Genomic DNA, 25,481 nt, shown 5'->3' on the forward strand with positions numbered 1-25,481 from the left:
AGCGACCCGGCCGCCTCGGCCACCGGCGCGCACCTGGCCGGCGCGCGGGCCCTGGGCGCCACGGCGGCCGGGTCGCTGGCGCTGTCCGCGGCCGCGCTCGGCGCGGTGGCGGTGGGTGCGCTGGCGATCGGCCGGCTCGCGGTCCGCCGGGCGGCCATCCGGGAGCTGCGCATCGGCCGGCTCGAGGTGGACGAGCTGGTCGTCCGCCGGTACGCCCTGGCCGGGCCGGCCACCGCCGGCAGCGACGGACGCTAGGGTTCGTCCGACGCCATCAGCTGGCGCACCCCTGCTGCGGTGAACTCGACCCCGGTGTGCTGCGCTGCACCTTCGGCTCCGTCAGCCACGCCGTGCCGCACCACGCGCGCAGCCCGCTCCGCCGTCGTCCGGCACCACGGGGGTAGCGACTCCGCCTGACCGGCCGCACACCCCGCCCGCGTCGGCCGCGTCGCCGGCCGGCGCCGACGATCGTGCGAGTCGGGAGTGCTCCCGGGGCCGCGCGGGACAAATGCGGACCGGCGGCGCCGGGTAGGTCGACAATGGCCTGATCGACCTCTGGGGGAGCTGATGAATAGACCTGTCGTGGTGGGCGTCGACGGATCACCGTCCAGCCTGGTCGCCGCGGAACACGCGGCGCGCACCGCGGTCCAGCGGTCCCGGCCGCTGCACCTGGTGCACGGCTACCTGCACCCGCTCGGCTACGGCGTGCCGCTCAACCCGTACGACATCGGGGTGCCGGCGCCGACCGAGGCGGCGCAGAAGATGCTGGAGCAGGTGGCCGCGGAACTCGCCGAGCGCCGTGCCGGCCTGCGCGTGGAGGTGCGCCAGGTGGCCGGCGGGCCGGGCGCCGCGCTGGTCGCGGAGTCCCGCCGGGCCGAGCTGGTGGTGGTCGGCAGCCGCGGGCACGGCGGGTTCGCCGGCCTGCTGCTGGGCTCGGTCAGCGGCCAGGTCGCCCAGCACGGGCACTGCCCGGTGCTGGTGGTCCGGCCGGCCGACGAGCCGATCCCGGCGGGCGGGCCGGTGGTGGTCGGGGTGGACGGCTCCGAGTCGGCGGCGCTCGCCGTCCGGCAGGCCGCCGACGAGGCGGTACGCCGGGACAGGGCCCTGGTGCTGATGCACGTACGACCCGACGGCCGGCCCGGGGGTCTGCCCGAGGAGGTGGCGGAGTCGGGTGCGGCCGAGCAGGCCGGATCGGCCGACCTGCTGGCCGGCGTGGCCGGCCGGGTACGGGCCGACCATCCCGGGCTGACCGTGACCGAGCGACCGGTGCGGGCCGCCAAGCCGGAGCAGGCGCTGATCGAGGCGAGCGGGGAAGCCGAGTTGGTGGTGGTCGGCTCCCGGGGCCGGGGCGGCTTCGCCGGGCTGCTGCTCGGCTCGGTCAGCCATGCGCTGCTGCAGCACGCCCACTGCCCGGTGCTGGTCGCCCACCCGTACGAGCCGACCGACTGAGCCCGCGCCCGTGGTGGGCGCGGGCACGGCGGGTGGCGGCCGGATGGGGCCCAGGTGGCTGCCCGCTCAGGCCGGGTAGCGGCCGGCTCTGGCCCCGGACCGGGGCCTGCCCGGGCGTGACCGCGGCCGCGGCTCAGGTCGGGTCGCGATCCGGCTCAGGCGGGGTCGCGGCCGGCGAGCAGGTCCTCGAAGCTGGTGGTGAGGGCGAACGGGTCGGCGGGACCGATCGCGGCCGGGCGGCGGTCGACCTGGTCGGCGAGTTCGCCGGCGGCCCGCCGGATCCGGGCGCGGAGGGCCGCGTCGGCTCCCTCGCCGGCCCAGTCCTCGGGCGCGGCGAAGACCGCCGTCGGCACGACCAGCGCGCGCAGGTAGGCGAACATCGGCCGGACCGCGTGCTCCAGGGCGAGCGAGTGCCGGGCGGTGCCGCCGGTGGCGCCGATCAGCACCGGCCGCCCGGCCAGCGCGTCGGAGTCGACCACGTCGAAGAAGGACTTGAACAGTCCGTTGTAGGAGGCGTTGAAGATCGGCGTGACGGCGATCAGCCCGTCGGCGCCGGCCACCGCGTCCAGCACCTCCCGCAGCGCCGGCGAGGGGAAGCCGGTGAGCAGGTGGTTCACCACGTCGTGGGCGTGTTCGCGCAGCTCGATCGGGTGGAGCTCGACGGCGGCGCCGCGCCGGTCCAGCTCGTCGCGAGTGGCCGCGGCGAGCTGGTCGGCGAGCAGCCGGGTCGAGGAGGGCCGGCCGAGGCCGGCCGAGACCACGGCCAGGGTGCGCCGGGTCATCGGCCGCCCTCCGCGCCGGTCAGGTCCGCCGCGTCGCGGGCCGCGACCAGCGAGGCGTGGGTGGGCGCCTCGGGTACGTGGGCGGGACGCAGCGCGTCGAACTCCTTGCGGAGCACCGGGACGACCTCCTCGCCGAGCAGGTCGAGCTGTTCGAGCACCGTCTTCAACGGCAGACCGGCGTGGTCCATCAGGAAGAGCTGGCGCTGGTAGTCGCCGACGTACTCGCGGAAGCCGAGCGTACGGTCGATGACCTGCTGCGGGCTGCCGACGGTGAGCGGCGTCTGGGCGGTGAACTCCTCCAGCGAGGGCCCGTGCCCGTAGACCGGGGCGTTGTCGAAGTACGGCCGGAACTCGCGGACCGCGTCCTGGGAGTTGCGCCGCATGAAGACCTGCCCGCCGAGCCCGACGATGGCCTGCTCGGGCGTGCCGTGGCCGTAGTGGGCGAACCGCTGGCGGTAGAGGCCGACCATCCGCTGGGTGTGCTCCTTCGGCCAGAAGATGTGGTTGGCGAAGAAGCCGTCACCGTAGTACGCGGCCTGCTCGGCGATCTCGGGGCTGCGGATCGAGCCGTGCCACACGAACGGCGGCACGCCGTCGAGTGGGCGCGGCGTCGCGGTGAACGACTGCAGCGCCGTACGGAAGCGGCCCTTCCAGTCGACCACGTCCTCCCGCCAGAGCCGGTGCAGCAGGTCGTAGTTCTCGATGGCGAGCGGGATGCCGTTGCGGATGTCCTGGCCGAACCACGGGTAGACCGGTCCGGTGTTGCCGCGGCCCATCATCAGGTCGACCCGGCCGTCGGCCAGGTGCTGGAGCATCGCGTAGTCCTCGGCGATCTTCACCGGGTCGTTGGTGGTGATCAGCGTGGTGGAGGTGGAGAGCAGCAGTCGCTCGGTGCGGGCGGCGATGTGGCCCAGCATGGTGGTCGGCGACGAGGGCACGAACGGCGGGTTGTGGTGCTCGCCGGTGGCGAAGACGTCGAGCCCGACCTCCTCGGCCTTGAGGGCGATGGCCACCATGGCCTTGATCCGCTCATGCTCGGACGGCAGCCGCCCCGTGGTCGGGTCGACCGTGACGTCGCCGACGGTGAAGACTCCGAACTGCATGACCAGCTCCTCGCGTGCCGCCGGACCGCCGTGGCCCGGATCGTCCCGCACAACATATTTGCCAAAGCAACTATTCCGTGGAGGGCCTGCCCGCGGGTGGCCCACCTCACGCCGCGGACCGGGCCGGAAACGCCGGCCGTACCTGATGGGGGATGTCAGCCTCGGGGCAGAGGATCAGGGCATGACCGGACGCGCGGAGGGCAGCTTCACCCTCGGCAGCTGGGACCAGGAAGCGTACGACGAGGCCGACGGGGCGGTGCTGGGCGAGGCCCGGATCACCAAGACCTTCACCGGCGACCTCACCGGCGCCAGCACCACCCGGATCCTGATGTGCCGGGCACAGGTGGAGACCTCCGCGGTGCGATATCAGGCCCGGGGCGGCTGGGGACCCGGGTACGGCGGCTGCGGGCCGCCGCCGGGCTGGGGCGGGCCGCCGTACGGCTGGCCCGGATGCGGCGGCGACCAGCCCTGCTGCGGATGCGGCTGCTGCCAACCCGGGCCTGGATCGGCCGGTGGGCCACCCTGCTGCGACTGGCCCGGGTATGGCTGGCCGGGATACGGCTGGCCCCGGTACGGCTGCTGCCAGCCGTGCGCCGGGTGGGGCGGGACCGGCGGGCGGCGCCGGCGTCGCTGCCGGATCACGACGAGCACGATCGCGCCGACGATCAGCGCCAGCATCAGGGACTGGCACATCAGTCGTCCGATCAATCGCCCCCACTCGTAGGACGTCACCGCGCCGCTCCCCTCGTCCGCCGGAGACCCTAGCGGATCATGGCGGGACGCGGGACCCCGGCGGACCGGTCAGCCGCCGGCCACCGAGGGAAGCACCTGCACCTCGGCGCCGTCGCCGACCGGGGTGTCCAGTCCGCCGACGTGCCGGCAGTCCTCGCCGTCGACGTAGACGTTGACGTACCGGCGCAGCTCGCCCCGCTCGTCGCGGATCCGGCGAGCCAGTCGGGGCCACGCCCCGGCCAGCTCGTCGAGGACCCCCCGCAGGGTGCCGGTGGCGGCCACGGTGAGCCGGCTCGCGCCGCCGGCCTCGCCGCGCAGCGGGCCCGGCAGCAGCACGGTGACCACTCAGAGCTCCGCGGCGCGGACGCAGAGGACGTCGGGCAGGTGGGCGGCGACCAGGGACCAGGAGTCCCCCTCGTCCCGGCTGGCGTAGACCTCGCCGGAGCGGGTGCCGAAGTAGACCCCGGCCGGGTCGGCGTCGTCCACGCACATCGCGTCGCGCAGCACGGACGGGTGGAACGGCCCCTCGGGCAGCCCGACGGTCAGCGGCTCCCACTTGTCGCCGGCGTCGATGGAGCGGTAGACCCGGCAGCGGTGATCGACGGGGTAGCGCTGCGCGTCGGCGGTCAGCGGGAACGCGTAGATCGTGCCGGACCGGGACGGGTGGGCGACCATCGGGAAGCCGAAGTCGCTGGGCAGGCCGGCGGCGATCGACGTCCAGGTGCGACCGTCGTCGTCGGAGCGGTAGACGCCGTGATGGTTCTGCGCGTAGAGCCGCTCGGGATCGCCGGCGTCCCGGGCGATCTTGTGGACGCACTGCCCGAACTCGGGCCACTCGTCGGGCAGGAAGTACGCCCGGATGCCGGTGTTGCCCGGCGCCCAGCTCGCCCCGCCGTCCTCGGTGCGGTAAACCCCGCCGGTGGACATCGCCACCGCCATCCGGGCCGGGTCACGGGGGTGCGGCAGCACGCTGTGCACCGCCTGGCCGCCGAAGCCCGCGCCCCACCGCTCCCGGTGCGGGTGGTCCCAGAGCGCCCGGACCAGGGTGAAGCTGCGGCCGCCGTCGTCGGAGCGGAACAGCGCCGAGGGCTCGGTGCCGGCCCAGACCACGTCGGGCTGATCGGCGCCGGCCGGGGTGAGCTGCCAGACCCGACCGAGGCTGACGCCGGTGTCCGCCGGGAAGGCCACCGGCGCCTGGTCCGGCTCCTGCCAGGAGGCGCCCAGGTCGTCGCTGCTGGCCACGCTCGGCCCGAAGTGCGAACTGGTCGTGCCGGCGAGCACCCGGGGCGTGCCGGGGCGCTTGTCGACGGCCACCGCGTAGACGCCGGTCATCGGGAAGTGCGGCCCGCTCACCTCCCAGCCGCGTCGACCGTCGTTGCTGGTGGCGAGGAAGAGACCTTTGCCGGTGCCGATCGCGAGCAGCGTTGCCATGACGGTCCTCCGATCCGTCGGCGGGCAGATGGCCGGGTCCGGGCGGCGATCCGGCGAAAAGCCGGGACAGGCGGAAGCCGCCACCCGTGGACTCGGGCCTAGTGATTATGGCCACGCCCTCCGACACATTTCCGCCCGGCCACGCCGGGGCTCAGCGTCGCACCCTGGGCACGTGCCGCCGGTAGGCGCTCACCGTCGGATCGCCGGAGATCCAGAACCGCCACGGCACGTCGTGCGCCCCGGTGACGCCGACCCGCGGGCCGGCCTCGATCGCCGCCTCGGCCACCGGCTCGAGGGGCGGTCGCAGCCGCACCGGGCCGTCGCCGAGCAGGTCGAGGCCGTAGGCGGAGCGGTCGATGCCGAGCGCCGCGCAGAGCCGGGCGGGCCCACGGGCGAGGTCCACGTCCCGGCGTACGGCGGGGCGCCGGGCCCGGGCGGCGTCGAGGCCGTCGACCACCTCGCCGGCCCGCAGCAGCACCGCCGAGGCCTCCCCGTCCAGGCCGGTCACCACGTTCACGCACCAGTGCATGCCGTAGGTGAAGTAGACGTAGGCGTGCCCGGCCGGCCCGAACATCACCGCGTTGCGCGGGGTGCGCCCCCGGTGGGCGTGCGAGGCCGGGTCCCCGGCCGTGCCGGCGTACGCCTCGACCTCGGTGATCCGGACGGTGACCCCGCCCGCGGCGAGCCGGCAGCCGAGCAGCCCGCGCGCGGCCGGCACGACCGGGCCGGCGAGCAGCTCGACGAGGTCGGCGGTGGTCACGGGGTCAGCGGCGGTCATGGCTCGACCCTAGTCGGCGCCGCGGAGATGAGCACGACTTGCTTTCAACAAACTGTTGACAAAGGGGTGTTCAAGCGGCTCTGATGGAACACATGGTCACGCTGGACAACGACCCGTTCACCGCTCCGGATGCTGCCCAGGCCCGCGCGCACCGCAACTACGCGGCGCTGCTGCGGATCGCCGAGCGGCACGCCGGCACGGACGCCCGCCGCCGTCGGTACGCCCACCCGGACGTGCCGGACGCCTACGAGGCGGCGACGCTGGTGATGGCCCTCGCCGGCGGGGCCGAGCTGGAGCCCGGCGAGGAGCCGGTCGACCAGGCCGACCTGATGGCCGCGCTGACCCTGATCCCGCACGTCCGCGCCGAGGTCGACGCCCTGGAGGCGGGTCTGTTGCAGGTCGCCCGCGGCCGCGGCCTGACCTGGCAGGCGATCGCCTTCGGGCTCGGGCTGGGCAGCGCCCAGGCGGCCCGCCAGCGCTACGAGCGGCTGACCGTCCGGACCGGCACCGGCGACTGAGCGGCGGCGTCGCAGGCATGCGCGAGACTGGGCCCGCAAGCGGGCGACGGGAGGACGCGATGACGCGCGAGGAGATGCTGGCGTACTGCCTGGCCAAGCCGGGCGCCTGGCTGGACCAGCCGTGGGAGGGCGACGAGGTGGTCAAGGTGGGGAGCCGGATCTTCGCGTTCCTCGGCTCCCCCGACGGCGAGGCGCGGGTGGGCGTGAAGTGCGGCCCGAACCGGGACGTCGCCGACGAGTGGCTGCACCGGTTCCCGGAGGACGCGACAGCATCGCCGTACATCGGGCGGTCCGGCTGGAACACGCTGCGCCTGGACGCCGGGATCGGCGACGAGGAACTGATCGACGCCGTCGACGGGTCGTACGACGCGGTGGTGGCGAAGCTGCCGAAGCGGGAGCGCCCGACGGGCTGAGGGTCGGCGCGGGTGGGGCCACCCGCGCCGACCCGGCGACCTCAGCGGGGGACGACCCGCTCGGCGGCCCACTCCCGCCAGCCGAACAGCCTGTCGGCGGCGGCGGCGAGCTGGTCGGCGACCGGTCCGGGGCCGGTCGAGCCGGGCGTGGTGCGCGCGGCGAGGGCGGAGCGGACCGACAGCACGTCGCGCACCGACGGGTCGAGGTGCTCGCTCACCGTCGCCAGGTCGGCGTCGGAGACCTCGTCCAGGGCGCAGTCCCGGGCCACGCAGAGCGCGACCAGCTTGCCGGTGATCTCGTGCGCGTCGCGGAACGGCACGCCCTTGCGGACCAGCCAGTCCGCCACCTCGGTGGCGAGGGAGAAGCCGACCGGCGCGGCGGCCACCAGGCGGTCGACCCGGACCGTCATCGTGGAGATCATCCCGGCGAGGGCCGGCAGCAGCAGCTCCAGGGTGTCGACCGCGTCGAAGGCCGGCTCCTTGTCCTCCTGCATGTCCCGGTCATAGGTCATCGGCAGGCCCTTGAGCATGGTGAGCACGCTCATCAGCCCGCCGACCAGGCGGCCGGACTTGCCCCGGGCCAGCTCGGCGATGTCCGCGTTCTTCTTCTGCGGCATGATCGACGAGCCGGTGGCGAAGGCGTCGTCCAGCTCGACCCAGCCGAACTCGTGCGACGTCCAGAGCACCACCTCCTCGCCGAGGCGGGACAGGTGCACGCCGATCATCGCGGTGACGAAGAGGAACTCGGCGACGAAGTCCCGGTCGGCGACGGCGTCCATCGAGTTGGCGAAGGACGTGCGGAAGCCCAGCTCCTTGGCGACGGCCATTGGGTCCAGCGGCAGGCCCGAGCCGGCGAGCGCGCCCGCGCCGAGCGGGCTGATCGCCGCTCGGTGGTCCCAGTCCCGCAGCCGTTCCAGGTCGCGCAGCAGCGGCTGCACGTGGGCGAGCAGCCAGTGCCCGAAGGTGACCGGCTGGGCGTGCTGCAGGTGGGTCATGCCGGGCGCGGCGGTGTCCACGTGCCGCCCGGCCTGCTCGACCAGCGCCTCGGCCAGTTCGACCAGGCGGGCGGCCACGCCGCGGGCGTGGTCGCGCAGGTAGAGCCGCAGGTCGGTGGCGACCTGGTCGTTGCGGGACCGCCCGGCGCGCAGCTTGCCGCCGAGGCTGCCGAGCCGCTCCAGCAGGCCGCGTTCGAGGGCGGTGTGCACGTCCTCGTCGTCGACGGTCGGGCGGAACTGCCCGGAGGCGCAGGCGGCCTCCAGGTCGTCCAGCGCCGCCAGGATCCGGCCCAGCTCCTCGGGATCGAGCAGGCCGGCGCCGGCGAGGACCCGGGCGTGCGCCCGGGACCCGGCGAGATCGTACGGGGCGAGGCGCCAGTCGAACTGGACGCTCACCGACAGCCGTGCGAGGGCCTCGGAGGGGCCGCCGGCGAACCGGCCGCCCCACAGGCTCGTCCGGTTGGTGGCGGCGCTGTTCTCGGTCAGGCTCTTGTCGTCCACCCCGCCCATTGTGGTGCCCACGATCTTCAGCCGCCCAACCGGGCGTCCCGCGCGGCGGCCATCTTGCTCGGCAGGCCCCACAGCTGCACGAAGCCCTTCGCCAGGGACTGGTCGAAGGTGTCGCCGGTGTCGTAGGTGGCCATGCCGAAGTCGTACAGGCTGGACTCGGAGCGCCGGCCGGTGACGGTGGCCCGGCCGCCGTGCAGGGTCAGCCGCACCTCGCCGGAGACGTGCTGCTGGGCGTCGGCGATGAACGCGTCGAGGGAGTTCTTCAGCGGCGAGAACCAGAGGCCGTCGTAGACCAGCTCGCCCCAGCGCTGGTCGACGCCGCGCTTGAACCGGGCCAGGTCGCGCTCGACGGTGACCGCCTCCAGCTCCTGGTGGGCGGTGATCAGCGCGATCGCGCCGGGGGCCTCGTACACCTCGCGGCTCTTGATGCCGACGAGGCGGTCCTCGACCATGTCGAGCCGGCCCACGCCCTGCGCGCCGGCGCGCCGGTTCAGCTCCAGGATCGCCTGGTACGGGGTGACGGTCTCGCCGTCGATCGCGACCGGGTTGCCGGCGTCGAAGGAGATCACGACCTCGTCGGCGTCCCGCGGCTCGGCCGGGTCGGACGTGTACGAGTAGAGGCCCTCGATCGGGCCGTTCCAGATGTCCTCGAGGAAGCCGGTCTCCACCGCGCGACCCCACAGGTTCTGGTCGATGGAGTACGGGGACTTGGCCGACACGTCGATCGGCAGCCCCTTCTCCTCGGCGAAGGCGATCGCCTTGTCCCGGGTCCAGGCGAAGTCCCGGGCCGGGGCCACGATCTTCAGGTCGGGGGCGAGCGCGCCCAGGCCGACCTCGAAGCGGACCTGGTCGTTGCCCTTGCCGGTGCAGCCGTGCGACACGATGGTGCCGCCGTGCTTGCGGGCCGCCGCGACCAGGTGCTTGACGATCAGCGGCCGGGACAGCGCGGAGACCAGCGGGTAGCGGTCCATGTAGAGGGCGTTGGCCCGGATCGCCGGCAGGCAGTAGTCGGCGGCGAACTCGTCGCGCGCGTCGACCACCTCGGATTCGACGGCGCCGCAGTCCAGGGCGCGCTGCCGGATGGCGTTCAGGTCCTCGCCGCCCTGCCCGACGTCGACCGCGACCGCGATCACCTCGGCGCCGGTCCGCTCGGCCAGGTAGGGAATGGCGACGGAGGTGTCGAGACCCCCGGAGTACGCCAGGACGACCCGCTCGGTCATGGTTTTGTGCTCCCTTCAACGTTGTCTTCGCGGCGGGCCCAGCCGGCGAGCTTGTCGCCGAGCGCGGCCCCGCCGAGGGCCTCGCGGGCCACGACGAGGATGGTGTCGTCGCCGGCGATGGTGCCGACGATCTCGGGCAGGCCCGCTCGGTCCAACGCGCTGGCCAGGTATTGGGCTGCGCCCGGCGGGGTACGCAGCACGGCGATGTTGCCGCTGGAGTCGACCCCGTTGAGCAGCTCGTGCAGCAGCCGGACGAGCCGGGCCGGGGCGGCCTCGGCGTCGCGCAGCGGCCGGCGGCCGTCCTCGGGGATCAGGTAGACGCCCCGGCCGTCGCCGCCGCGCGCGGTGACCGCCCCCAGTTCCTTGAGGTCCCGGGAGAGGGTGGCCTGGGTGACCTGGATGCCGTCGCCGGCGAGCAGGTCGGCCAGCTCGGTCTGCGAGTGGATCGCCTTCTCGCGGATCAGCTCGACGATCCGGGCGTGCCGGGCGGTACGGGTCAGCGGGGCGGTCATGATGTCGATGCCTCCAGGAGAAACGTGAGCAGCGCCTTCTGGGCGTGCAGGCGATTCTCCGCCTGGTCGAAGACCGCGCTCCGCGGCCCGTCGAGCACCTCGTCGGTGATCTCCTCACCCCGATGCGCGGGCAGGCAGTGCAGCACGATCGCGTCCGGCGCGGCGTGGCCGAGCAGCGCCGCGTTGATCTGGTACGGCCGGAACGGGGTGATCCGGTCCAGCCCGTCGTCCTCCTGGCCCATCGAGGTCCAGGTGTCGGTGGCCAGCACGTGGGCGCCGCGGGCGGCCTCGACCGGGTCGGTCAGCAGCCGGACCGAGCCGGCGGTGCCGGCCGCGATCTTCTCGGCCCGGGCCACGATCTCGGGATCGGGCTGGAAGCCGACCGGGCCGGCGATCCGGACGTGCATCCCGGCGGTGGCGCCGGCCAGCAGGTACGAGTGGGCCATGTTGTTGGCCGCGTCCCCCACGTACGCGAGGGTCCGCCCGGTGACGGCGCCGAACCGTTCGCGGACGGTGAGCAGGTCGGCGAGGAGCTGGCAGGGGTGGTAGTCGTCGGTGAGCGCGTTGACCACCGGCACGGTGGCGTGCGAGGCGACCTCGGCGATCCGGTCGTCGCCGTGGGTGCGCAGCACGATCGCGGCGACGTAGCGGGAGAGCACCCGGCCGGCGTCGGCGAGGGTCTCGCCCCGGCCGAAGTGGGTGACCTGGGTGTCCACCACGAGCGGGTGGCCGCCCAGTTCGGCGATGCCGGCGTCGAAGGAGATCCGGGTGCGCAGGCTCTGCTTGTCGAAGAGCACCGCCACCGACCGCGGCCCGGCGAGGGGCTGGTACGCGAACCGGTCGGCCTTCATCCGGGCCGCCAGGTCGAGCACCACCGCCTGTTCGGCCGGGGTCAGGTCGTCGTCCCGCAGGAAGTGCCGGATCATGCGCTGACCTCCGCGCTGCTCGTGGTCGTCGGTGCCGGGGTCGAGATGCCGGTCGCGGCCGGCCCCGCCAGGCGCTGCTTGCCAGCAGGTCCCGCCTCGCCCGGGGCGGCGGGGGTGGCCGCGTCGAGCGCCGCCGGGAGGGCGGCGAGGAAGGCGTCGGCCTGCCCAGCGGTGAGGATCAGCGGCGGGGCGAGCCGGACCACGCCGGGCTGCACCGGGTTGACCAGGAAGCCGGCGTCACGCAGGGCGGTCGCCACCGGGCCGGAGACCGGTTCGGCGAGCACGATGCCGAGCAGCAGCCCGGCGCCGCGGACGTCGGTCACGAGGGGGTGTCCGAGCGCCTCGATCCCCCGGCGCAGCCGCTCGCCGACCCGCTTGACGTGATCGAGCAGCCCCTCGTTGGCGATGGTGGCGATCACGGCGAGGGCGGCCGCGCAACTGACCGGGTTGCCGCCGAAGGTGGTGCCGTGCGAGCCGGGACCGAGCAGTTCGGCGGCCCGGCCGAAGGCCAGGCAGGCGCCGATCGGCAGGCCGCCGCCGAGCCCCTTGGCGAGCGTGACGAGGTCCGGTTCGACGCCCTCGGCCTGGTGGGCGAACCAGTGCCCGGTCCGGCCGACGCCGGTCTGCACCTCGTCGAGCACCAGCAGCGCGCCGTGCCGGGCGGTGATCCGCCGGGCCGCCGCGAGGTAGCCGGCGGGCGGGACCACGATGCCGTTCTCGCCCTGGATCGGCTCCAGGATCACCATTGCGGTCGCGTCGGTCACGGCCGCTTCGAGGGCCGCCACGTCGCCGTACGCGACGTGGGTGACCTCGCCGGGGAGCGGGCGGAACGGATCGGCCTTGGCCGGCTGGCCGGTGAGCGCCAGCGCACCCATGGTGCGGCCGTGGAAGCCGCCCCGCGCGGCGACCACGTGGGTGCGGCCGGTGAGCCGGGAGAGCTTGAACGCGGTCTCGTTGGCCTCGGCGCCGGAGTTGGCGAAGAAGACCCGCCCGGGGCGCCCGGCCAGGGCCAGCAGCAGTTCGGCCAGGGCCACCGGCGGCTCGGCGACGAAGAGGTTCGAGACGTGACCGAGGGTGGCGACCTGCCTGGACACGGCGGCCACCACGGCCGGGTGGGCGTGGCCGAGGGCGTTGACCGCGATGCCGCCGAGCAGGTCGACGTACTCCCGACCGGCCTCGTCGGTGACCACCGCGCCGGAGCCGGAGACCAGCGCGAGCGGCGGGGTGCCGTAGTTGTCCATCATGGCCGCGCACCAGCGCTCCACCAGCGTGCTCATGACGGAACCACCATCGTGCCGAATCCTTCCGAGGTGAACACTTCGAGGAGCGTGGAGTGGGCGACCCGGCCGTCGACGACGTGCGCGGCGGGCACTCCCCCGCGCACCGCCCGCAGGCAGGCCTCCATCTTCGGGACCATCCCCGATTCCAGGGACGGCAGCAGCTTGGCCAGGTCGTCGGTGCTGATCTCGCTGACCAGGCTGGCAGTGTCCGGCCAGTCCGCGTACAGGCCGGGGACGTCGGTGAGGACGACCAGCTTGCGGGCGTCGAGGGCGGCGGCGAGGGCGGCGGCGGCCGTGTCGGCGTTGAGGTTGTGCAGCACCCCGTCGACGTCCGGCGCGACGGTGGAGATGACCGGGATCCGGCCGGCCGCGATGAGGTCGGCCACCGCGGAGACGTCCACCGACTCCACGTCGCCGACCTGCCCGACGTCGACCGGCTCCCCGTCCACGTACGCCGGGCGGCGCACGGCGGTGAAGAGCCCGGCGTCCTCGCCGGAGAGGCCGACGGCGAACGGGCCGTGCGCGTTGATCAGCCCGACCAGTTCCCGGCCGACCTGGCCGACGAGCACCATCCGGACGACGTCCATCGCCTCGGCGGTGGTGACCCGCAGCCCGCCCTTGAACTCGCTGGCGATGCCGAGCCGGCCGAGCATGGCGGAGATCTGCGGCCCGCCGCCGTGCACCACGACGGGCTTGAGGCCGGCGTACCGGAGGAAGACCATGTCGGCGGCGAAGGCGCGCTGGAGTTCGGGGTCGACCATGGCGTTGCCGCCGTACTTGACCACGACGGTCGCGCCGGAGAAGTTCGCCAGCCAGGGCAGGGCCTCGATCAGCGTCTCGGCCTTGGCCTGGGCCCGGGTGAGGTCCGCGGAGAGACTCATGTGGAGTACGCCGAGTTCTCGTGCACGTACGCGTGCGACAGGTCGTTGGTCCAGATCGTCGCGGCCGCGTCGCCGGCGTGCAGGTCGATCCGGATGGTGACGTCCCGCCCGGTCAGGTCCACCTTGGACCGATCCTCCGCGGCGGCGCCGGAGCGGCACACCCAGACCCCGTTGACCGCGACGTCCACGCCGTCCGGCTCGAACGCGGCCGAGGTGGTGCCGACGGCGGCGAGGATCCGGCCCCAGTTCGGGTCGTTGCCGAAGAGCGCGGTCTTGACCAGGTTGTTGCGGGCCACCGAGCGGCCCACCTCGACGGCGTCGTCGGAGTCGGCGGCGCCGACCACGTCGATCGCGATCTGCTTGGTGGCGCCCTCGGCGTCGGCGATGAGCTGCTGGGCCAGGTCGTGGCAGGCGGCGGTGACCGCGGCGGTCAGTTCAGCCCCGGTCGGCTCGATGCCGGACGCGCCGCTGGCCAGCAGCAGCACGGTGTCGTTGGTGGACATGCAGCCGTCGGAGTCGATCCGGTCGAAGGTGACCCGGGTGGCGGCGCGCAGCGCGGCGTCGAGGGTCTCCGGCCCGGCGACCGCGTCGGTGGTGAGGACGCAGAGCATGGTGGCCATGGCGGGGGCGAGCATCCCGGCGCCCTTGGCCATCCCGCCGACGGTCCAGCCGCTGCCCTTGGCGACGGTGGTCTTCGGCCGGGTGTCGGTGGTCATGATCGCCTCGGCCGCCGCCGCGCCGCCGTCATGGGCGAGCCCGCGGACGGCGCTGCGCACCCCGGGCAGCAGCTTCCGCATCGGCAGCCGCTCGCCGATCAGCCCGGTGGAGCAGACCGCCACCTCGGCGGCGCCGAGCATCAGCCGGGGGCTGCCGGCGGTGAGCGCGGCGGCGGTGTGTTCGGCGGTGGCGTGGGTGTCCTGGAATCCGGCCGGCCCGGTGCAGGCGTTCGCGCCGCCGGAGTTGAGCACCACGGCGCGGACCACGCCGCCCCGGACCACCTGCTGGCTCCAGAGCACCGGCGCGGCCTTGACCCGGTTGGCGGTGAAGACGCCGGCCACGCCGGCGTCGGGGCCGTCGTTGACGACGAGGGCGATGTCCGCGGCGCCGCTGGTCTTGAGGCCGGCGGCGACCCCGGCCGCCCGGAAGCCCCGGGGAACGGTGACGGTCACGGGGCGATCCCCCAAACGGAGAGTCCGGTGGTCTCGGGGAGGCCGAACATCAGGTTGGCGTTCTGCACGGCCTGGCCGGCCGCGCCCTTGCCGAGGTTGTCGACGGCGCTGGCCACGATCACCCGGCCGGAGTCGAGGTCCACCGCGGCCTGCAGGTGGCAGGAGTTCCCGCCGGCGGTGGCCGCGGTGTGCGGCCACGTCCTCTCGGGCAGCACGTGCACGAAGGGGGCGTCCGCGTACGCCGCGGTGAGCACCGCGTGCGGGTCGGCGTCGCCGGTGGGCACGGCGGTGACCGTGGCGAGGATGCCGCGCGGCATGGGGGCGAGCACCGGGGTGAAGGAGAGGCTGGTCGCGCCGGTGGCCTGCTTGATCTCCGGCACGTGCTGGTGGGCGCCGACCTTGTAGGGCGACAGGTCGCCCATCACCTCGCTGCCGAGCAGGTGGGCCTTGGCGGCCCGGCCGGCGCCGGAGGACCCGGAGGCGGCGACCACCACCACGTCGGTGGCGTGGACCGCGCCCGCGGCGATCAGCGGCGCGAGCGCGAGGGTGGTGGCGACGGCGTAGCAGCCCGTGTTGGCCACCCGGGTGGCGGCGGCGATGGCGGCCCGTTGGCCGGGCAGCTCGGGCAGGCCGTAGGTCCAGGCGCCCGCGTGCGGGCCGCCGTAGTACCGGGCCCAGGCGGCGGCGTCGCGCAGCCGGTGGTCGGCGCCGAGATCGACCACCTTGACCGTCTCCGGCAGGGCGGCGGCGAGCGCCGCCGACTCGCCGTGCGGCAGGGCCAGGAAGACCAGGTCCGCGTCGGCCAGGGCGGTCGGGTCGGTCGCCCCGAGCACCAGGTCCAGGCCCGCGAGCTGCGGGTGTACGGCGGTGACGGGCCGGCCGGCCTGCGCGTGGGCGGTGGCGGTGACCAGATCGAACTCCGGGTGCCCGGCGACCAGGCGCAGCAGCTCGCCACCGGCGTAACCGCTGGCCCCGGCGACCGCGACTCGGATGCCCATACCCACCTCCGCATGACTATGCACTGAAGGCTAGTCTGCGGGGGGCTGCGCTGCAAGTTCATGCGTCCCATTGCATGGAAATGAGGACGTGATCGCGATCACCCCGGCAGAGACGCCGACGGCCCGCGCCGCGGCGAGCGACACGGGCCGTGCGGGGACGAACGGCGGACGTCAGAGGCGGCCCTCCTCGACCGCCCGGGTCACCCACGGGATGACCTCGTCGAGCATCTCGTCCAGCGAGGTGGTGGCGGTGAAGCCGAGCACCTCGCGGGACTTCGTCACGTCCGGCACCCGCTTCTGCACGTCGTAGCGGAAGGGTTCGTCGGAAACGTGCCGGAACGGCACGTCCGGGCCCTTGATCTTGCGCCAGATCAGCTCGGCCAGCTCCAGCACGCTGGTCGACTCGGCCGTGGAGAGGTTGAAGTCGTCGTTGTGGGCCGCCGGGTGCTCGATCGCGGTGGCGATGCCCCGGGCCAGGTCCCCGCCGTAGGTGTAGTGCCGCACCTGGCCGCCCTCGCCGAGGATGTGCAGCGGGTCCTGCCCCTTGACGATCTTCTGCACCAGGTCGGGCACCACGTGCGACATCGCCAGCTTGACGTTGCCGGAGAGCACCTCGACCTGGCCCAGCGCGCGCCCCTCCCCCACGCCGACGCAGTTGAACGGCCGCACGATCGTGTACGGCAGCCGGTACTGCTCCCAGGCGGCCCGGGCGTAGTACTCCACGGCCAGCTTCTGGAACCCGTACGACGACAGCGGCGGTGGGATGCGCCGCTCGTCGCCCTCCCTGCTCGGCCAGTGCTCGGTGGATTCGAAGACCATCGAGGAGGAGAGGTAGGTGACCTTCGCCAGCCGGCCGTCCCGATGGGCGCGGATGGCCGCGTCGCAGGTGGCCGCCATGATCCGCTCGTTGGTGGCGAGCAGGTCGTAGGCGTACGCGTGGAAGTAGGAGATGCCGCCGATCATCGCCGCGCCCGCGACCAGGTGGTCACAGCCGTCCAGCAGCGTGGTCAGCAGGTCCACGTCCCGCGCGTCGCCCTCGACGAACCGGAACCGGGGGTGGTCGTCGTAGCTGTGGGTGACCGGGCCGTACTTCGAGAAGTTGTCGATCCCGACGACCTCGTGGCCCCGGCCCAGCAACTCCTGCACCAGGTAGCCGCCGATGAAGCCGGCCGAACCAGTTACCAGGACTTTCGCCACGTGCGCTCCTATGCGGTCTTCTCGTACTCGGTGCTGTCCTGCGGCGCGCGGGGCGTCGGCGTCGCGAACGACCGCGAGCCGGCCGCCCGGGCCGCCAGCCTCTCCCGGCTCAGCCGTCGACCGTAGGCGAAGAAGTACCAGCGCAGGTAACCGGGGAGGAACCGGCCCAGGTCGAAGTGGGACTCCCCGAGCGGCCGGTCCAACCAGATCGTGGGTATCTCGGCGACCGGCAGGCGCAGCCGGTTGGCCTTGGCGGTCAGCTCGAGCCCGATTTCGAAGCCGGTCCGCGACTCGATGCCCACCTCGCGGACGAATGCGGTGTCATACGCCTTGAAACTGTTGGTGGCGTCCCGGGTGCCGACCCGGGCGAACGTGTAGAGGCTGCGCCCCGCCCAGCGGGACATCATCCGCTTCAGCCGCGGCCCGCCCACCTGCTGGCCGCCCGGCATGTAGCGGGACGCGGCCGCGACCACCACGCCCCGGTCCACCAGCCGGGCCAGCTCGTCGATCTGGCGCGGGTCGTCACAGCCGTCGGCCATCGTCACCACCACGACCGGGGCGAGGGCCACGTCGATGCCGAACCGGATGGCGTTCGCCGGGCCCCGGCCGTAGGTGTTGAGCACCGCGCGCACCCGCGGGTCGGTGCGGGCGATCTGCTCCACGTACGGGACGGTGATGTCCTCCGGCATGTCGTGCACGATCAGCACCTCGGCCGGGAGCAGCGTCTCGCGCAGCATCCGCTCCAGGCAGCGCAGGATCGCCTCGCCCTCGTTGTAGACCGGCACGATCACCGACACCCGCGGCGTCACACCCGCACCCCGGTCCCGGTCAGGCCCCACATGTCGATGACCGGCAGGTCGGTCTCCAGCCGGGCGTACTGCTCGTGCGGAGCGGCGATCACCAGCAGGTCCGCCCGACGCAGCACCTCGTCCAGCTCGACCAGGCGGTCGTCGGCGACGTACGGGTCGGTGCAGAGCGTCTCCCGGGTCTTCAACGCCAGGATCTTGCGCAGCTTGTACGCCAGGCTCTCCCGCGGGTCGTCGCTGCCGCCCTTGAAGGCCATCCCGAGGATGCCCACGGTCAGGTCCGCCAGATCGAACCGGTCCTCCAGCCGGGACACCAGGTAGAGCGGCAGCCCCTCGTTGATCAGCATCGCGGAGTGGCCGAGCACGAAGTTGTTCCGGTTGAACGCGGCCAGCTGCATGGTGTCCTTGAACAGGCAGGGGCCGGCGGCGAAACCGGGCATCGGCAGATCGGCGGCGCGCGGATAGTCGTGCGCGACCGCGTGCCGGATCCGGGCGAAGTCGAGCCCGAAGTCGTTCGCCATCATCCAGAACTGGTTCGCGGTGGCGAACTTGATGTACCGCCAGGTGTTGGTGAACAACTTCGCCAGCTCGGCCTCCTCCGGCTCGAGTGGCACGATCTCCTCGGTCAGGTGCCGGAAGAGCTTCTCCGCCCGGGCGAGGGCGTGCGGCGTACGGGCGGCGACGATCTGCGGCAGCGTGAACAGCTCCGTCATCGCCCGGCCCTCGGCGATCCGCTCCGGGCAGAACGCCACGTCGGCGCGGATGCCCTTGCCGACCAGGAGCTTCTCGGTCAGCGCCGTCACCCCCGGGTAGACGGTGCTGCGCAGCACCACCAGCTGCCCGTCGCGCAGGTGCTCGGCGCAGCGCTCCAGCGCCCGGGGCACCGCACCCAGGTCCGGGTTGAGGTGCTCGTCGACCGGGGTTCCGACCACCACGACCAGGTGCTCGGAGGCACCCACGCTGACCGGGTCGGTGCTGGCCCGCAGCCGGCCGGCGGTCACCGCCTCGGCGAGCGCCTCGGCGGCGCCCGGCTCGGCGAAGGGCAGGATGCCGGCGTTCACCGTGGCCACCGCGTCGGCGTTGATGTCGTACAGCACGACGGACAGGCCGCGGGAGGCAAACGCGATGCCCAGCGGCAGACCCACCCGACCGCAGCCGCCGACGATGCAGACGTCGACGGAGATGGGCGGCGGAGCCGGATCCTCGGACATGGCTGGACTCCCGTGGGGGTGGCGGGGGTGTGATCCCGGCGATGGCCGGAATCCAAGCAGGCTAACCGCTCGCAGGTGAGCCGTGGGTAGCCGAAGATGCCGTCACCGCTGGCCTTTCGGACGATCCGTGACGCTGCGCAGCGGCCGGATCACGAGGGGCGAGAGACGACCGTGGCCAGCCGGCCCCGACCCGGACGCGCCGGATCGGGGCCGTGAGCAGGTGCCGGTCAGGCGCCGCGCAGGGTGGCGCCGAAGCGGCGGGCCGCCTCGGCCACGGCCGCGTCCCGGGCCGCCACCGCCTCGTCCACGGTCAGCGTCCGGTCCGGGGCCCGGAAGGTCAGCTTGTACGCGAGCGACTTGCGGCCCGCGCCGAGCTGGTCGGAGGCGTACACGTCGAAGAGCCGGACGTCCTCCAGCAGTTCGCCGGCCCCCTCGGTGAGGGCCCGCTGCACCTCGGCCGCGGGAACCGGGTCGTCCACCACCAGGGCCACGTCGATGAGCGCCGGGGGGAAGGTGGAGATGGCCGGCCCGGTCACCACCGGCGCGGCGGGCACCGCGTCCAGGTTCAGCTCCATGGCGCTGGTCCGGCGGGGCAGCTCCAGCGTCGCCACCACGGCCGGGTGCAGCTCACCGGCGTGCCCGACCACCGCGTCGTCCACGAGCAGCTCGGCGCAGCGGCCGGGGTGCCAGGGGGCGTACTCGGCGGACCGGACGGTCACCCGGTCGGCGGGGATGCCGGCGGCGGCGAGGACGGCCCGGCCGGCCTCCACCGCGTCCGCCCAGCCGGCCGCCCGGCCCGCGCCCCACCAGCCGGCCGGTTCGATGTCGCCGGCGACCAGCACGGCGACGTGCCGCGGCTGGTCCGGCACCACCGCGTCGGCGGCGGCGAACTCGGAGTCGGTGGGCCGGCGGTCCACGCCCATGGCCGGCGGGGCGCCGGCACCCGGGCGCGGGTGGAACACCGTGCCGATCTCGTAGATCGCGATGTCCCGCAGGCCCCGGCCGACGTTCCGCTTGAGGATGCCGAGCAGCGGGCCGAGCAGGGTGGTCCGCAGCAGCGGCTCCTCCTCGGACAGCGGGTTGGCCACCCGCACCGCCCGCCGCCGCGGGTCGTCCGCCGGCAGGCCGAGCTGGTCGGCCAGCTCGGCGGAGACGAACGGGTGGGCGAGCACCTCGACGTACCCGCGCTCGGCGAGCGAGCGGGCCACCGCCCGGCGGCGCTGCTGCTGCCAGGTCAGGCCACGGCCGGCGGGCGCGGCCGGCAGCAGCGAGGGCACCCGGTCGTACCCGTCGAGGCGGACCACCTCCTCGACCAGGTCGGCCGGGTCCGTCAGGTCGGGCCGCCAGCTCGGCGGGGTGACGGTGAGCACGTCGCCGGTACCGGCGGCCACCCCGACCTCGCCCGGGTCCTCGCCCAGCCGGTCCGGGCCCCGGGTGACGGTGCAGCCGACCTGCTCCAGCAGCTCGATCACCCGCTCCGGCGGATACACCACCCCGACCCGCCGGGACGGCAGCTCCGCCGGCAGGGTCACCGGGGTACGCGGCCGGACGTGGTCGATGTCGAGGATCTCCGCGCCGACCGTGCCGCCGGCGTGCTCGGTGAGCAGCCGCACCGCCCGCTCCAGGGCGACCAGCGGGAGGGCGGGGTCGACACCGCGCTCCCAGCGCTTCGCCGCCTCGCTGAACAGCTTGTGCCGGCGGGCGGTCCGGCCCACCATCGCCGGGTCCCAGTGCGCGGCCTCGAAGAGCACGTTGGTGGTGGCGGCGAGGACCTCGCTGGTCTCGCCGCCCATCACCGCGGCGAGCGAGATCGGGCCGGTGTCGTCGCAGATCACCATGTCCTCGGGGACGAGAGTGCGGGTCACCCCGTCCAGGGTGGTCAGCTTCTCCCCCGGCTCGGCGCGGCGGACCACCAGCGGCCCGCTGATCCGGTCGACGTCGAAGGCGTGCATCGGCTGGCCGAGTTCGAGCATCAGGTAGTTGGTGATGTCGACCGGCAGCGAGATGCTGCGGATGCCCGCGACGGTGAGCCGCTGGGACAGCCAACCGGGGGTCTCCGCCGTCGGGTCGATCCCACGGACCATCCGGGCGGCGAACCGGTCACAGCCGACCGTGTCCCGCACCTCGACCGGGTACGCCGGCCGCTCGGTGGCGCCGGGCACCGGGACCAGGGCGGGGTCGCGGAACGGCACGCCGAGGGCGTGCGACAGCTCCCGGGCGATGCCGCGCACGCTCAGCGCGTACCCGCGGTCCGGGGTGATCTCCATCTCGACCACGGTGTCGTCGAGGCCGACCACCGGGCGGGCGTCGTCGCCCGGCTTGGCCGGGGTGTCCTCGGGCAGCACGATGATGCCCGCGTGGTCGTCACCCAGACCCAGCTCCTTGGCCGAGCAGATCATGCCGTTGGAGTTGCGCCCGTACGTCTTGCGCGCCCCGATGGCGAAGTTGCCGGGCAGCACGCCGCCGGGGAGGATCACCACCACCTTGTCGCCCTGGGCGAAGTTCGTCGCCCCGCAGACGATCTCCTGCGGCTCGCCGGTGCCGTTGGCGTCACCGACGTCGACCAGGCAGAAGCGGATGGGCTTCTTGAAGCCGGTGAGCTCCTCGATCTCGCGTACCTCGCCGACCACCAGCGGCCCGGTGACGGTCTCCCGCAGGTCGACGATGGACTCGACCTCGATGCCGAGGTCGACCAGCGCCTGCTCCAGGTCGCCGGTGGGCAGGTCGGCGGGGAGGTCGACGTACTCCCGCAGCCAACTGACAGAAACTCGCATGACTCTTAAACCACCGTCTCCCTAGCTCGTGGCGCCGTCTAGACCCCGAACGCGCGGGTGAACCGCACGTCCCCCTCGACCATGTCCCGCATGTCGCCGACCCCGTGCCGGACCATCACCGTCCGGTCGATGCCCATGCCGAAGGCGAATCCGGAGTAGACCTCCGGGTCGATGCCGCAGGCACGCAGCACCCGCGGGTTGACCATGCCGCAGCCGCCCCACTCGACCCACTGCGGCCCCCTGCGGTGCTCTGGGAACCAGACGTCGAACTCGGCCGACGGTTCGGTGAACGGGAAGTAGTGCGGCCGCCACCGGGTCTTCGCCTCCGGCCCGAACATCGCCCGGGCGAAGTGGTCCAGCGTGCCGCGCAGGTGGGCCATCGTGATGCCCCTGTCCACCACCAGGCCCTCGACCTGGTGGAAGACCGGCGCGTGGGTGGCGTCCAGCTCGTCGGTGCGGTAGGCCCGACCGGGCACGATCACGTAGATCGGCGGCTTGCGGGTGAGCATGGTGCGCGCCTGCACCGGCGAGGTGTGCGTACGCAGCACCAGGCCCGAACTCTCGGCGCCCTCCGGCGGTGCGATGTGGAAGGTGTCCATCAGGCCGCGGGCCGGGTGGTCGGCGGGGATGTTGAGCGCGTCGAAGTTGGTCCACTCCAGCTCGACCTCGGGCCCCTCGGCCACCTCGTAGCCCATCCCGACGAAGAAGTCGCTGATCTGCTCCATCAGGGTGCTCAACGGGTGCCGGGCGCCGCGCGGCCGGCGGTCGTACGGCAGGGCCACGTCGACCCGCTCCTCGACCAGCACCCGCTCGGCCTGCTCGCGCTCCAGGGTCTCCTGCCGGGCGGCGTACGCGGCCTCGATCGCGCGGCGGGCCTCGTTGACCCGCTTGCCGGCGTCGGACTTGGCGGCCGGCGGCAGCGCGCCGATCTCCCGCCGCGCCAGGGAGACCGGGGACCGGTCACCGAGGTGCGCGGGGCGCAGCGCGGTCAACGCGTCCGGGTCGGCGGCGGCGGCGAACGCCTTCTCGGCGTCGGCCACGGCCGCGGCCAGGGCGTCCGGGTCGAGCAGGGCGACCTGCTTCGGGTCGTACGGATCGTTGCGGTAGCTCATGGCGTACGGGCACTCCCTCACGGCGGCGCCGGCCCTCACGGGCGGCGAAGCGAGTCTACGGACGCGCGGCTGTGCCGCAGCCCGCCGGTGGGAGTTACGCGCAGGAGGAAGGGTCAGGCCCGCCGCCCGCCGACACCGGCGGGCTGGCTAAACGAACGCCGTGGCGCGTTCATCACGTGGACGACCCCCTGCTGTGGTGGCCGCGCGACCTCAGGGTCGGCGCAGCGCTCTGGCTGAAGCGTACAGGCAGACGGCGGCGGCCGCAGCCAGGTTCAGGCTCTCGGCGCGCCCGTACAGCGGCACCCGGACCCGGGCGTCGGCGGCCCCGGTCAGCTCCTCGGGCAGCCCGTGCGCCTCGGAGCCGAAGAGCCACGCGGTGGGGGCGGCGAGCCGGCCGGCGTCGGCCAGATCGTCGAGATCGCTGTCGCCGTACCCGGTGGTCGCGAGAACGGACAGCCCGGCGGTCCGCAGCGCGTCGACCACCTGGCGGGGGTCGGGGGCGCGGACCACGTCGACGTGGAAGAGGCTGCCGGCCGAGGAGCGCACGCACTTGCCGTTGTACGGGTCGACGGCGTCGCCGGCGAAGACCACCGCCCCGGCGCCGGCGGCGTCGGCGGTGCGCAGCACGGTGCCGGCGTTGCCCGGGTCGCGGATCTCGGCGAGCACCGCGACCAGCCGCGGGCCCCGGGACAGGGCGGTCTCCAGGGGGACGTCGAGCTGCCGGCAGACGGCGACCAGGCCCTGCGGGGCGACGGTCTCGGCGAGCGCGGCGAGCCCGTCGTCGGTCACCTCGGAGACCGGTACGTCGGCCCGGGCGGCCTGCGCCGCGAGGTCGGCGTACCGGTCGAGGGCGGCGGGCGTGCCGAACAGCTCGGTGACCGTCCCGGCGCGGGCCAGCGCCTCGCGGACCGCCTGCGGACCCTCGGCCAGGAACCGGCCGGTGGCCTCGCGGTCCCGGCGGCGTTGCAGCCGGCGAGCCGCGACCACTCTGGGGGTACGCGGGGTGAACGGGCCGGAGACAGCGTCGAGGCGCCTCCCGCGCGATGGTGACTGCATGGGAGACGCCTCGATCTGCGGTGGGTGGATCAGGCGGCCTGGGCCGCGGCGCCACCGGTGCCCTCGGCCGCCACGGCGGCGCGGGCCAGCTCGACGATCGCGGCGAACGCCGCGGCGTCGTTGACGGCCAGGTCGGCCAGGATCTTGCGGTCGACCTCGATGCCGGCCAGGCGCAGGCCCTGGATCAGCCGGTTGTAGGTCATGCCGTTGGCCCGGGCGCCAGCGTTGATGCGCTGGATCCAGAGCTGCCGGAAGTCGCCCTTGCGGTCGCGACGGTCCCGGTAGGCGTACTGCATCGAGTGCAGCACCTGCTCCTTGGCCTTGCGGTACAGCCGGGAGCGCTGACCGCGGTAACCGCTCGCGGTCTCCAGCAGGGTACGACGCTTCTTGTGGGCGTTCACAGCCCGCTTGACGCGTGCCATCTCAACTCCTTCTTCGGTTCAGGTGGCGCGCGTCAGCGGCCGAGCAGCTTCTTGATTCGCTTGACGTCGGCCTTGGCCAGCTCGACCGTGCCGGTCAGCCGCCGGGTGTGGGTGGAGGACTTCTTCTCCAGCTTGTGGCGGAGGCCGGCCTGCTGGGCAACGATCTTGCCCGTGCCGGTCACCTTGACCCGCTTGCCCGTACCCGTGTGGCTCTTCATCTTCGGCATGTGGAACGTCTTCTCCCTGTTACTGGCCGCTGGTGTCAGCGGTCGGGCCGGTCTCGCCGGCTGCGGCGGTCTCGCCGGCCTCCGGGGTCTCGCCGGCCTCCGGAGCACCGGCCTCCTCCGCGGCCCGTTCCCGAGGTCCACCACGGGACGCCGTGGCGGCGACCGCGGAGGCCTTCACGGCCCGGTGCGGGGCGAGAACCATGATCATGTTTCGACCGTCCTGCTTCGGAGCGGCCTCGACGTATCCCAGGTCCGTGATCTCGGACTCGAGCCGGCGCAGGAGCCGGTAACCCAGCTCCGGGCGGCTCTGCTCGCGACCGCGGAACATGATCGTCACCTTGACCTTGTCGCCCGCCTTGAGGAACCGCACCACGTGACCCTTCTTGGTCTCGTAGTCGTGCGGGTCGATCTTCGGCCGGAGCTTCATCTCCTTGATGACGGTCTGCTGCTGGTTACGCCGCGCTTCGCGCGCCTTCAGTGCGCTCTCGTACTTGAACTTGCCGAAGTCCATGAGCTTGCACACCGGCGGGCGCGCCATCGGCGCAACCTCGACCAGGTCCAGGTCGACGTCCGCGGCCAGCTGCAGGGCGCGCTCCAGCGGGACGATGCCCACCTGCTCACCCTCAGGGCCGACCAGTCGGACCTCACGTGCCCGGATCTGTTCGTTCACGCGTGGTTCGACGCTGATGGGGCCTCCTCGAGTCGGTTCTCCTGCGTGTCCGACCCCGCGGGCCCCCGGGTGGGAGCCGCCCGGAAAGCAGAAGGCCCCGGCGCATGCCAGGGCCCGCTCGACCGGTCGGCACGATCACATGATCGCGCATCCGGAACCGGGATGTCCCCGGAACCGGTGACCGGACCCGGCCACCGTCAGGGGCGACTCGGGTGGGAGCAGGCGCTCCGCTTCAAGACCGCCCGCACGTCGGAACGGGGGCAGTCTGGTCGACCTGGCAAGACTACACCCTCGCCCCGGCCATCCCCAACT

The 25,481-nt window shown here is 73.7% G+C and carries 27 protein-coding genes; 5 read left to right on the forward strand and 22 right to left on the reverse strand.

The window, feature by feature from the left end; translation table 11 throughout:
- On the forward strand, positions 1-255 hold a 255-nt coding region (locus DKT69_RS08350; RefSeq protein WP_109801004.1), incomplete at its 5' end, for a hypothetical protein.
- A gap of 309 nt (positions 256-564) precedes the next feature.
- Positions 565-1,446, forward strand: a complete 882-nt coding sequence (locus DKT69_RS08355) for a universal stress protein (RefSeq protein WP_109801005.1) — start codon at positions 565-567, stop codon at positions 1,444-1,446.
- 155 nt (positions 1,447-1,601) lie between these two features.
- Here DKT69_RS08355 and DKT69_RS08360 read toward each other — a convergent pair whose 3' ends face one another.
- On the reverse strand, positions 1,602-2,228 hold the full coding sequence (locus DKT69_RS08360) for an FMN reductase (protein ID WP_109801006.1): 627 nt from the start codon (positions 2,226-2,228) through the stop codon (positions 1,602-1,604).
- Positions 2,225-3,331 (reverse strand): LLM class flavin-dependent oxidoreductase, encoded by a 1,107-nt coding sequence (locus DKT69_RS08365; protein ID WP_109801007.1) that lies wholly within the window; start codon positions 3,329-3,331, stop codon positions 2,225-2,227. The genes DKT69_RS08360 and DKT69_RS08365 overlap by 4 nt, the downstream gene beginning before the upstream one ends.
- Positions 3,332-3,512: 181 nt before the next feature.
- Between DKT69_RS08365 and DKT69_RS08370 the strand changes: the two genes are divergently transcribed.
- Positions 3,513-4,055, forward strand: coding sequence for a DUF3224 domain-containing protein (locus tag DKT69_RS08370; RefSeq protein ID WP_161557786.1), 543 nt, complete (start codon positions 3,513-3,515; stop codon positions 4,053-4,055).
- Positions 4,056-4,132: 77 nt separating this feature from the next.
- Here DKT69_RS08370 and DKT69_RS08375 read toward each other — a convergent pair whose 3' ends face one another.
- The 3 genes from DKT69_RS08375 to DKT69_RS08385 all read right to left on the reverse strand — a co-directional run bounded on the left by DKT69_RS08375 (position 4,133) and on the right by DKT69_RS08385 (position 6,272).
- On the reverse strand, positions 4,133-4,408 hold the full coding sequence (locus DKT69_RS08375) for a ubiquitin-like small modifier protein 1 (RefSeq protein WP_109801009.1): 276 nt from the start codon (positions 4,406-4,408) through the stop codon (positions 4,133-4,135).
- Positions 4,409-5,494 (reverse strand): WD40/YVTN/BNR-like repeat-containing protein, encoded by a 1,086-nt coding sequence (locus tag DKT69_RS08380; protein WP_109801010.1) that lies wholly within the window; start codon positions 5,492-5,494, stop codon positions 4,409-4,411.
- Between the two features lie 151 nt (positions 5,495-5,645).
- Complete coding sequence (locus tag DKT69_RS08385) at positions 5,646-6,272, reverse strand: DNA-3-methyladenine glycosylase (protein ID WP_109801011.1); 627 nt, start codon at positions 6,270-6,272, stop codon at positions 5,646-5,648.
- An 83-nt stretch (positions 6,273-6,355) separates the two neighbouring features.
- Between DKT69_RS08385 and DKT69_RS08390 the strand changes: the two genes are divergently transcribed.
- Entirely contained in the window at positions 6,356-6,790 is a 435-nt protein-coding gene (locus DKT69_RS08390; RefSeq protein WP_236647405.1) for a DNA-binding protein, read from the forward strand.
- A gap of 59 nt (positions 6,791-6,849) precedes the next feature.
- Positions 6,850-7,203: an MmcQ/YjbR family DNA-binding protein gene (locus tag DKT69_RS08395; protein WP_109801012.1), complete on the forward strand. Its 354-nt coding sequence runs from the start codon at positions 6,850-6,852 to the stop codon at positions 7,201-7,203.
- 41 nt (positions 7,204-7,244) lie between these two features.
- Here DKT69_RS08395 and argH read toward each other — a convergent pair whose 3' ends face one another.
- The 17 genes from argH to infC all read right to left on the reverse strand — a co-directional run bounded on the left by argH (position 7,245) and on the right by infC (position 25,169).
- A complete protein-coding gene (argH, locus tag DKT69_RS08400; RefSeq protein ID WP_109801013.1) occupies positions 7,245-8,708 on the reverse strand; it encodes an argininosuccinate lyase in 1,464 nt (487 codons plus the stop codon).
- A gap of 17 nt (positions 8,709-8,725) precedes the next feature.
- Positions 8,726-9,928: an argininosuccinate synthase gene (locus DKT69_RS08405; protein ID WP_109801014.1), complete on the reverse strand. Its 1,203-nt coding sequence runs from the start codon at positions 9,926-9,928 to the stop codon at positions 8,726-8,728.
- Positions 9,925-10,440 (reverse strand): arginine repressor, encoded by a 516-nt coding sequence (locus tag DKT69_RS08410; RefSeq protein ID WP_109801015.1) that lies wholly within the window; start codon positions 10,438-10,440, stop codon positions 9,925-9,927. The genes DKT69_RS08405 and DKT69_RS08410 overlap by 4 nt, the downstream gene beginning before the upstream one ends.
- Positions 10,437-11,366: an ornithine carbamoyltransferase gene (gene argF, locus DKT69_RS08415; protein WP_109801016.1), complete on the reverse strand. Its 930-nt coding sequence runs from the start codon at positions 11,364-11,366 to the stop codon at positions 10,437-10,439. The genes DKT69_RS08410 and argF overlap by 4 nt, the downstream gene beginning before the upstream one ends.
- Complete coding sequence (locus DKT69_RS08420; RefSeq protein WP_109801017.1) at positions 11,363-12,643, reverse strand: acetylornithine transaminase; 1,281 nt, start codon at positions 12,641-12,643, stop codon at positions 11,363-11,365. Before DKT69_RS08420 ends, argF begins: the two co-directional genes overlap by 4 nt.
- Entirely contained in the window at positions 12,640-13,527 is an 888-nt protein-coding gene (gene argB / locus DKT69_RS08425; protein ID WP_109801018.1) for an acetylglutamate kinase, read from the reverse strand. Before argB ends, DKT69_RS08420 begins: the two co-directional genes overlap by 4 nt.
- A complete protein-coding gene (gene argJ, locus DKT69_RS08430; RefSeq protein ID WP_109801019.1) occupies positions 13,524-14,696 on the reverse strand; it encodes a bifunctional glutamate N-acetyltransferase/amino-acid acetyltransferase ArgJ in 1,173 nt (390 codons plus the stop codon). Before argJ ends, argB begins: the two co-directional genes overlap by 4 nt.
- The gene (gene argC, locus DKT69_RS08435; RefSeq protein ID WP_109801020.1) at positions 14,693-15,694 is read right to left on the reverse strand and encodes an N-acetyl-gamma-glutamyl-phosphate reductase; all 1,002 of its coding nucleotides are present in this window, start codon (positions 15,692-15,694) and stop codon (positions 14,693-14,695) included. Before argC ends, argJ begins: the two co-directional genes overlap by 4 nt.
- 171 nt (positions 15,695-15,865) lie before the next feature.
- Positions 15,866-16,891, reverse strand: a complete 1,026-nt coding sequence (locus tag DKT69_RS08440) for an NAD-dependent epimerase/dehydratase family protein (RefSeq protein ID WP_109801021.1) — start codon at positions 16,889-16,891, stop codon at positions 15,866-15,868.
- Between the two features lie 8 nt (positions 16,892-16,899).
- The gene (locus DKT69_RS08445; RefSeq protein ID WP_236647406.1) at positions 16,900-17,700 is read right to left on the reverse strand and encodes a glycosyltransferase family 2 protein; all 801 of its coding nucleotides are present in this window, start codon (positions 17,698-17,700) and stop codon (positions 16,900-16,902) included.
- Positions 17,697-18,908: a nucleotide sugar dehydrogenase gene (locus DKT69_RS08450; RefSeq protein WP_109801022.1), complete on the reverse strand. Its 1,212-nt coding sequence runs from the start codon at positions 18,906-18,908 to the stop codon at positions 17,697-17,699. Before DKT69_RS08450 ends, DKT69_RS08445 begins: the two co-directional genes overlap by 4 nt.
- Positions 18,909-19,135: 227 nt before the next feature.
- Positions 19,136-21,682, reverse strand: a complete 2,547-nt coding sequence (pheT, locus tag DKT69_RS08455) for a phenylalanine--tRNA ligase subunit beta (RefSeq protein WP_109801023.1) — start codon at positions 21,680-21,682, stop codon at positions 19,136-19,138.
- A 38-nt stretch (positions 21,683-21,720) separates the two neighbouring features.
- On the reverse strand, positions 21,721-22,794 hold the full coding sequence (gene pheS, locus DKT69_RS08460) for a phenylalanine--tRNA ligase subunit alpha (RefSeq protein ID WP_109801024.1): 1,074 nt from the start codon (positions 22,792-22,794) through the stop codon (positions 21,721-21,723).
- Between the two features lie 210 nt (positions 22,795-23,004).
- Complete coding sequence (locus DKT69_RS08465; RefSeq protein ID WP_109801025.1) at positions 23,005-23,850, reverse strand: TrmH family RNA methyltransferase; 846 nt, start codon at positions 23,848-23,850, stop codon at positions 23,005-23,007.
- A 29-nt stretch (positions 23,851-23,879) separates the two neighbouring features.
- A complete protein-coding gene (rplT, locus tag DKT69_RS08470; protein WP_109801026.1) occupies positions 23,880-24,272 on the reverse strand; it encodes a 50S ribosomal protein L20 in 393 nt (130 codons plus the stop codon).
- A 32-nt stretch (positions 24,273-24,304) separates the two neighbouring features.
- A complete protein-coding gene (rpmI, locus tag DKT69_RS08475; protein ID WP_109801027.1) occupies positions 24,305-24,499 on the reverse strand; it encodes a 50S ribosomal protein L35 in 195 nt (64 codons plus the stop codon).
- A gap of 19 nt (positions 24,500-24,518) precedes the next feature.
- Complete coding sequence (gene infC / locus DKT69_RS08480; RefSeq protein WP_089015062.1) at positions 24,519-25,169, reverse strand: translation initiation factor IF-3; 651 nt, start codon at positions 25,167-25,169, stop codon at positions 24,519-24,521.
- Between the last annotated feature and the right edge of the window lie 312 nt (positions 25,170-25,481).

The sequence above is a fragment of the Micromonospora sicca genome (genome assembly GCF_003172935.1).
Lineage (GTDB): Bacteria > Actinomycetota > Actinomycetes > Mycobacteriales > Micromonosporaceae > Micromonospora > Micromonospora sicca.